We start from the raw sequence: 1024 nt of genomic DNA on the forward strand, positions 1-1024 counted from the left end.
TTTTTGATAAAATCCACTTGTCTTCAGCCTCCAAAGTGTCAATTTTCTCAGCTTTTAGCCTCGAGCACTCGTGGAACAATGATTCTAGTTTGTTTTGAATTCCAGAGACTGACTCCATGTTAAAGTCTGCATCTTGGAGCAACTCTGCAGATATGATTATTGCCAATCTGATTGGGTCTGCACCGTAATCTTGAATTGCTTTACGTAGTGGAATAATATTTCCCATACTCTTTGACATTTTGGAACCATTCATCAGAACAGAACCATTAACTACGATCTCTTTTGGCCAGTTACTTTCTGGAAATATTGCAACATGATTTAGTACAAAAAATGTCAAGTGATTTGGAACAAGGTCACGACCTGAATGCCTCGAGTCCACTGGATAAAAGTAATCAAACTCTTTTTTGATTTTATTAATTGTATCACCTGACAATCCTGTAATTGTAGATACATTGTTTACATTACCTTTGCCCAAAAAGATGTAATCAAAGAATTCTCCAGATAATTTTTCTGCATGCAGTGTTCCATTGTTTACATATTTTGAAATTGTATAGTATGCCATGTATATTACAGAATCAGATAGACTCTCTACAATCCAGTCTTTATCCCATGGTAGTTTGGTTCCCAATCCATGTTGTCTTGCACAAGCTCGCTCTCGTAGCCAACCAATTACATAGTTAAACTCTGATCTAATCTCTTGTGGTAAAATGCTCATCTCATCAAAGCACTTGGTAGCTAATTCCTTCCAGTCTTTGTCGCCATAGTTTAGGAACCATTGGTTGTTTAGTACCTTAACTACACATTCAGCTCCGCATCTGCATCTAACTGGAGTGTTTGTTAGCTCTAGTAAAATATCTGCATGTTTGTTTTTGATTAGCCATTCTTTTATGGTATCTTTGGCATATGCAACTTTGATTCCTGAAAACTGTTCAGTGTTTGCCTTTAGTTTTCCACCATAGAACTCTTTTCCGTAAACTTCCTTTGTTGCCTCTTCTAGTTTTGGATCAGTTTGATTGGTGACACC

General features: G+C 36.9%; 1 protein-coding gene. It reads right to left on the reverse strand.

Annotation, left to right across the window (positions count from 1 at the left end):
• Positions 1-1024, reverse strand: a 1024-nt coding sequence (locus BG20_RS04895; protein ID WP_010191668.1) for a class I tRNA ligase family protein, incomplete at both ends; no start/stop codon positions are given.

Source organism: Candidatus Nitrosarchaeum limnium BG20 (assembly GCF_000241145.1).
Classification (GTDB): domain Archaea; phylum Thermoproteota; class Nitrososphaeria; order Nitrososphaerales; family Nitrosopumilaceae; genus Nitrosarchaeum; species Nitrosarchaeum limnae.